We start from the raw sequence: 1,549 nt of genomic DNA, 5'->3' as shown, positions 1-1,549 counted from the left end.
GCGCTGTACAAGACCTTTGGCGTGACCCTGGACAATTACCTCAAGGCCCAGGCCGAGATGGTGGCATTGTCCAAACAGGGCAAGGTCGATGAGATGCGCGTCCTGATCAACAGCCGTATCAAGGACGGCACTGACCAGATGGGCGAGCAACTGAACAAGCTGATTGCCATCAATGCGGCCGACGCCAAGCAGGCCGACGAGGATGCCGGGCAAAGCTACGAAGGCGCGATCACCGGTGTAGTGGCAGTCTCCGTGGTGGCGGCATTGCTCACCGTGCTGCTGGCCTGGTTGCTGACCCGCAGTATCGTGACCCCGCTGCGCAAGGCCGTGGAAGTGGCTGAAACCATTGCCGCCGGCAACCTCAGCAAAACCATCGAGGACGATGGCAAGGACGAACCGGCGCGGTTGCTCAGTGCGCTGTCGACCATGCAAGCCAGCCTGCGCCAGACCATCCAGCACATCGCCGGCTCGGCCACGCAACTGGCTTCGGCGGCGGAAGAGTTGAGCGCGGTCACCGAGGAAGCGTCCCGTGGCCTGCAACAGCAGAACAATGAAATCGACCAGGCCGCCACGGCTGTCAATGAGATGACGGCGGCAGTGGAGGAGGTGGCGCGTAACGCGGTTTCCACCTCCGAGGCGTCCGGGCAGTCCAACCAGGCGGCGCGGGAAGGCCGTGATCGGGTGATGGAAACCGTCGGCGCGATCCAGACCATGACCCAGGACGTACAGAATACCTCCGCGATGATTGAAGGCTTGGCCGCTCAGGGCCGGGATATCGGCAAGGTGCTGGATGTGATCCGCGCGATTGCCGAGCAAACCAACCTGCTGGCGCTCAACGCGGCGATTGAAGCCGCCCGTGCCGGCGAGGCCGGACGCGGCTTTGCGGTGGTCGCCGATGAAGTGCGCGCCCTGGCCCATCGCACCGCGCAGTCGACCCAGGAAATCGAGAAAATGGTCGCCGGCATCCAGAACGGCACCGGTGAGGCGGTGCAGTCCATGCAACAAAGCAACCAGCGCAGCCAGACCACCCTGGAAATGGCACGCGCAGCCGGCGCCTCACTGGAACAGATCACGGCATCCATCAGCCTGATCAACGAACGCAACCTGGTGATTGCCAGCGCGTCGGAAGAACAGGCCCAGGTCTCCCGCGAGGTGGACCGCAACCTGGTCAACATCCGTGACCTGGCCACCCAGTCGGCGGCGGGCGCCAACCAGACCAGCGCGGCCAGCCATGAACTGTCGAGGCTGGCGGTGGACTTGAATGGGATGGTGGCCAGGTTCGTCGTCTAACAGCTGCCACAAAACCCTGTGGGAGCTGGCTTGCCTGCGATAGCAAACGAACAGTCAGCACATCATGGGTTGGCTTATCGTTATCGCAGCATAGGTATCTGTAGCGCTCAACGGTAACCACGATGCGAAGCGAGCAGCTCTTGATCTTGCTTTTGATCTGCTTTTGATCTGCTTTTGATCTTAGGCGCCCCGTCAAACCACGCTGGCCGGAATTCGACAGGGATTTGGGGGGTAAACCGGCAGGGATGCCGGTTTAGCC

The 1,549-nt window shown here is 62.0% G+C and carries 1 protein-coding gene; it reads left to right on the top strand.

Going from position 1 to position 1,549, the window contains the following annotated elements:
• A partial coding sequence (locus tag GIW04_RS30620) for a methyl-accepting chemotaxis protein (protein WP_236479601.1) occupies positions 1 to 1,290 on the top strand: 1,290 nt, incomplete at its 5' end.
• Positions 1,291 to 1,549: the final 259 nt, after the last annotated feature.

Origin of the sequence: Pseudomonas sp. PA-4-8C, assembly GCF_021606625.1 — a bacterium.
Lineage (GTDB): Bacteria > Pseudomonadota > Gammaproteobacteria > Pseudomonadales > Pseudomonadaceae > Aquipseudomonas > Aquipseudomonas lactis.
This window is presented reverse-complemented; position numbering and strand designations above follow the sequence as displayed.